3 protein-coding genes are annotated in these 5,530 nt (G+C 65.5%); 2 read left to right on the top strand and 1 reads right to left on the bottom strand.

Translation table 11 applies throughout. The features are described from left to right. Positions 1 to 826, top strand: an 826-nt coding sequence (locus ADADOO_RS00965; RefSeq protein WP_511274295.1) for a transglutaminase domain-containing protein, incomplete at its 5' end; no start/stop codon positions are given. Beyond that, a complete protein-coding gene (locus ADADOO_RS00960; RefSeq protein ID WP_511274294.1) occupies positions 823 to 2,082 on the top strand; it encodes a TIGR03862 family flavoprotein in 1,260 nt (419 codons plus the stop codon). The genes ADADOO_RS00965 and ADADOO_RS00960, both read left to right, overlap by 4 nt. Here the strand turns inward: ADADOO_RS00960 and ADADOO_RS00955 are convergent. Then, positions 2,079 to 5,530, bottom strand: a 3,452-nt coding sequence (locus ADADOO_RS00955; protein ID WP_511274293.1) for a PAS domain S-box protein, incomplete at its 5' end; no start/stop codon positions are given. The two genes, ADADOO_RS00960 and ADADOO_RS00955, sit on opposite strands and share 4 nt — an antisense overlap.

Below are 5,530 nucleotides of genomic sequence, written 5' to 3'. Positions count from 1 at the left end.
GGTGCCGACCTGGCGCCGTGACGGCCGCGACGCCTTCGGCAATCCGGTGACCTGGGTGGCCTTTCATGCCCCGCACGACGCGCTGATCATCCGCTCGGTCATGACCGTCGCCGTCATGCCGCATCTGCCCAAGGATATCGAGGCTTCGCTGCCCTGGGAGGAGGTCCGCGACCGCCTGGCCTACGATTCGACCGATCCGGTCCCGGCCGACCTCGATGCGACGCGTTTCTTGTTCGAAAGCCCGCACGTCCGCGTCAAGCACGAGCTGGCCGACTACGCCGCCGATTGTTTTCCGCCCAAGACGCCGGTGCTGGTTGGCGCCCAGGCGCTGATGGCGAAGATTTTCCGTGAATTCACTTTCGACCCGGAGGCGACCACCGTGTCGACGCCGGTCCTCGAAGTGCTCGAAAACAAGCGCGGCGTCTGCCAGGACTTCGCCCACCTGATGATCGCCTGCCTGCGCGCCCTTGGCTTGTCTGCCCGCTATGTCAGCGGCTACCTGCTCACCCGCCCACCGCCGGGCAAACCGCGGCTGATCGGCGCCGACGCCTCGCACGCCTGGGTTTCCGTCTATGCGCCGGACGCTGAAAATGACTGGGTCGATTTCGATCCGACCAACAATCTGCTGCCGGATACCGAGCACATCACGCTGGCTTTCGGCCGCGATTTCTCGGACATTTCGCCGCTGCGCGGCATCATTCTCGGCGGCGGCGGCACGGAGCCGGATGTTGCCGTGACGGTGATCCCGCTCGACGAAGAAGAGCTGCCGAGCGAACTGCGCGACGCGGCTGGCGACGCGCCAAAATCCGCCGCGGACGACCAATGACGCGCCGCGTCGCCATCATCGGCGGCGGCCCGGCCGGACTCATGGCGGCCGAAATGCTCGCGGCAGGCAATCCCACGGTCAACCCGAAAAAAGTCGATATTTTCGAAGCCATGCCCTCGGTCGGCCGCAAGTTCCTGATGGCCGGCAAGGGCGGCATGAACATCACCCATTCCGAGCCGCTGGCCGATTTCATGGGGCGCTACGCCGAACGGGCCGGCGAAATCGCGCCGCTGCTCGACGCCTTCGGCCCGAGCCAGTTGCGCGAGTGGATGCATGGGCTGGGCATCGCCACCTTCGTCGGTACCTCCGGCCGGGTTTTTCCGACCGACATGAAAGCCGCCCCGCTGCTCCGCGCCTGGCTGCATCGTCTGCGCGGGCAGGGCGTCGGCTTTCATGTCCGCCACCGCTGGCTGGGCTGGGCGGCGGACGGCCGCCTGCGTTTCGCGATGCCGGCCGGCGAGAGCGCGGTTGCCGCCGATGCGGTGATTCTGGCTCTGGGCGGCGGCAGCTGGGCCAAACTCGGCTCGGATGGCGCCTGGGTGCCGACGCTGGTCGACCGCGGCATCGAGGTGGCGCCGCTCAAGCCGGCCAACTGCGGGTTCGACGTGGCGTGGAGCGCGTATTTCAGCGAGCGTTTCGCCGGCGCCCCGGTCAAGGCCGTGAGCGCCCATTGCTACACCCCAGGAGTGCTTCCTTCGGGGCGCGGTCAACCGGAAAAAAAGGGCGAATTCAACATCACCGCGACGGGCATCGAAGGCGGTCTCATCTACGCCGTGTCGGCGCCCTTGCGCGATGCGCTGGCCGGCGCCGGCAGCGCCGTGCTCAGCCTCGACCTGGCGCCCGGGCGCAGCTTCGAGAAACTGGCCACCGACCTCGCCCGGCCGCGTGGCCGCGACTCGCTGGCCAATCATCTGCGCCGGCATGCCGGCATCGATGGCGTCAAGGCCGGGCTGCTCCGCGAATTCTGCTCGCCGGAAACGCTGAACCAGCCGTTCCGCCTGGCTGCCGCCATCAAGGCCCTGCCGCTGCCGGTGACGGCGACCCGGCCGCTCGATGAAGCGATCAGCACGGCGGGCGGTGTCACCTTCGAAGGGCTCGACGAAAACCTCATGTTGCGCCGCCAGCCCGGTGTTTTCTGCGCCGGCGAAATGCTCGACTGGGAGGCGCCGACCGGCGGCTACCTGCTCACCGCCTGCCTGGCCAGCGGCCGGGCGGCCGGCCAGGGGGCCGGTCGCTGGCTGGAGCGTTCGGCCTAAACGGCGTTTCCGGGCGGTGCGGCGTCGTTGAGAATGGCCAGCGCGCCTTCAAAATCGAAGACGGAGACGCAATCCTCGAATGTCCGGAAGCGCCTGCCGAGGATCATTCTCAAGCTTGTCGCCTGGTGGCGAACGAGATCCTGGGCGCTCATGTCACCTTGTTGCAATTCCCGCCGGAGGCGTTCGACCAGCGCCCTGGTTGCTGCCGCATCGCCCGCTTCATCGCCGGGCTGTGCCGGCTGGACGAGGCCGGCCAATTGCTCGCGCAGTGCGCGGTAGGCCAGTTCGCTGGTGTCGATGAGCTGTTCGATGGCGGATGTTTCGCACCCTTCCTTGATCGCCGCTTCAAGTTCTACCGAGGTCTTGTGGATGTCGATGGCGCCGAGCGTGGCCGAGACGCCTTTGAGCGAGTGGGCGAGGCGGCGCGCCTCGTCACGGTTGCCGGTGGCCAGGTTGCTGCGGATGCGAGCAAAGTCGTTGCCGTGGTTTTCGGTGAACTTGGCGAGCAGCCGGAGATAGCTGTCCATCCGGCCGCGCACCGACTGTAGGCCGAAGCGGCTGTCCAGCCCGCTGATGCCGGCCAGTTGATGGGCGCCCGCTGACGCTTGGTCAGCCGGTCGTGGGATGGCCGGCTTGATTGGCAGCCAGCGGTTCAGGGCGGCAAACAGGATTTCCGGGGCGACCGGCTTGGCAACGTGATCGTTCATGCCGGCGGCCAGACAGGTCTCACGATCCTCGTCGAAGGCATTGGCCGTCATGGCGATGATCGGAATGCTTCCCCAGCCGGGTAGGGCGCGGATCTGGCGGGTCGCTTCGAGGCCGTCCATGATCGGCATCTGCATGTCCATGAGAACCAGGTCGTAATGCCGCTGGCGGGCTAACTCGACGGCTTCGGCACCATCGCCGGCGTGATCGACTTTGAGCCCCGCGGAGAGCAGCAATTCGAGGGCCACTTCGGCGTTGATGGCATTGTCTTCGGCCATCAGGATATGGGCGTCCCGCCGGTGGGCGGGGGCCGGGGTGGCGCGTTTTTCGGCCGTCGGTGCCTGATGCGCCGCGGCGATGCCGAGGCGCGCCGTGAACCAGAATGTGCTGCCTTTGCCCGGTTCGCTGTCGACGCCGATTTCGCCGTGCATTGCCTCGGCCAGTCGGCGGCTGATCGCCAGCCCGAGGCCGGTCCCGCCATAGCGGCGGGTCGTCGAGCTGTCGGCCTGTTCGAAGGGCAGAAAGAGGCTGGCCCGAGCCTCGGGGGAAATGCCGATACCGGTGTCGGCGACGGCGCCGCGGATGACGGCCTGGCCATCGGCGCGAGCGATCAGTTGCAGGCTGACGTGGATCGTCCCGCGGTCGGTAAACTTGATGGCGTTGGAGAGGAAGTTGAGCAAGATCTGCTGGAGCCGCAAAGGGTCGCCGAGCAGGGTTGGCGGCAGGGCCGGGTCGATCTCGTAATGGATCGGCAGGTGCTTGGCCTGGGCCCGGACGGCAACCATTTCGCAGGTGCTGGTGCAGATCTGTTCGAGCGAAAAGCCGGTGTTTTCGAGTTGCAGCTTGCCGGCCTCGATCTTCGAAATATCGAGCACATCGTTGATGATGCCCATCAGATGCTGCGCAGCGTCGGCAACCTTGCCCAGCCGATCATGCTGTTCGCTGTTGCCGGCGGCGCGCTGGGCAATGTGGGTGAGGCCGATGATGGCGTTCATCGGGGTGCGGATTTCATGGCTGATGTTGGCCAGAAAGGCACTTTTTGCCCGGCTGGCCGCTTCGGCGTCGTTCTTGGCCTGGATCAGCTGCTCGGTGCGGTCGGCGACGAGCGTTTCGAGGTGCTGACGGTAATTTTCCAGCTCGGACTGAATACGCTTTTTCTCGGTGACATCTTCCTTGATGCCGAGATAGTGCGTGATCATCCCATCCTGCTGACGGACCGGCGAAATGATGGCGAATTCGGTGAATATCGACCCATCCTTGCGCTGGTTGATGAACTCGCCGCGCCAGGTTCTGCCTTCGTTCAAGGTGGCCCACAGGTCGATATAGGTGGCGTCGGGCGTTTGCTCGGAGTGCAGCAGGCTCGGCTTCTTGCCGATGACATCGTCGCGACTGTAGCCGGTGTTGGCGACGAAGGCGTCGTTGACGTACTCGATGACGGCATCGGTGTTGGCAATGACGATGCTGTGCGGGGTCTGTTCGATGGCCAGCGACAACTGACGCAACTGTTCCTCGGCGAGGTGACGCTCGGTGACATCCTGCACCGTGCCGACGGCGAAGACGGCCTGGCCGGATTGATCAAAGCGGAGATGCGCCCGTTCGCGCACCCAGCGCAGTTCCTGACCGACGACGATGCGATGCTCGTTGTCATATTTTTCGCCGTTCAGTGCAGCCTTCCAGTTATTCAGGACGCGTTCGCGGTCGTCCGGGTGGATGCGGTCGATAAAGTCGGCCAGATGCAGGGCGTGATCTTCGGGGAGGCCGAATATCTGGTAGACCTCGGTGCTCCAGTTCAGCGTGTCATTGACAATGTCGAGCCGCCAGCTGCCGAGGTGGGCGATGGCCTGGGCTTCCTTGAGCTCGGCTTCGTTCTGGCTCAGGCGCTGCTCGAATTGCTTGCGTTCGGTGATGTCCTGGCTCGTTCCGAACAGCCGGCTGACCCGGCCGTCGCTGCCGTAGGCAAGCTGGCCGACGGTGTGGATCCAGCGTTCCTCGCCGTCATCGCGGCGGATGAGCCGGTATTCGGCGTCGAACGGCTGGCCGCCGCGAAAGACATGGTCGCGCGAGTAATTACTCATTCGCGTCCGGTCTTCGGGGTGGATCAGTTGCCGCCAGTCATCGGTGGTGAGCCGTTCGCCCGGGGCCATGCCGAATATTTCGTTGTGCGTTGGCGAACCGCTCAGGCAGTCGGTCGCGGCGTCGAAGGTGAAATGGCCGAGCCGCGCCAGGCGTTGGGCCTGCAGCAACATCGCCTCGCTCTGCGCCTGCGTTTGCCGCGAGCGCTGCATGCTCAGGCCGAGGCCGAGTTCGCCGGCAAGGTTGCCGAGCAGGGTGACCTCTTCGTCGTCGAACGGATCGGTGGTTGCTGAATAGAGGCTGAGGACGCCGCTGACCTGTCCGTCAACCCGCAGTGGCAGTGAAATCGATGAACGAAAGCCCTGGGCATTGGCCGCCTCTCGCCATGGCGCGAAGGAGGGATCGGCGTCGATATTCCGGATGATCGCCGGGACGCCGCTGCGCACGGCGCGGCCGCTCGGCCCGCGTCCGGTCGGCGTATCGTCCCAGGTGACGGTCAGGTTGGCGACATAGGGTTCGCACCGCCCGGAGCAGGCGGTTAGAACAATGCGCTTTTTTTCGTCGTGCCCCGCTTCGCCGACCCAGGCCGCCAGGTAGCCGCCAATATCGACCAGTACCGAGCAAACGTCAGCCAGCATCTGCTTTTCATCGCGGTGGCGGACCAGCGACT

Source organism: Azonexus sp., assembly GCF_036170495.1.
Classification (GTDB): Bacteria; Pseudomonadota; Gammaproteobacteria; order Burkholderiales; family Rhodocyclaceae; genus Azonexus.
This window is presented reverse-complemented; position numbering and strand designations above follow the sequence as displayed.

Coding starts and splice junctions, on each gene's coding strand:
- ADADOO_RS00960 (WP_511274294.1), top strand. CDS start 823: ATGACGCGCCGCGTCGCCATCATCGGCGGCGGCCCGGCCGGACTCATG.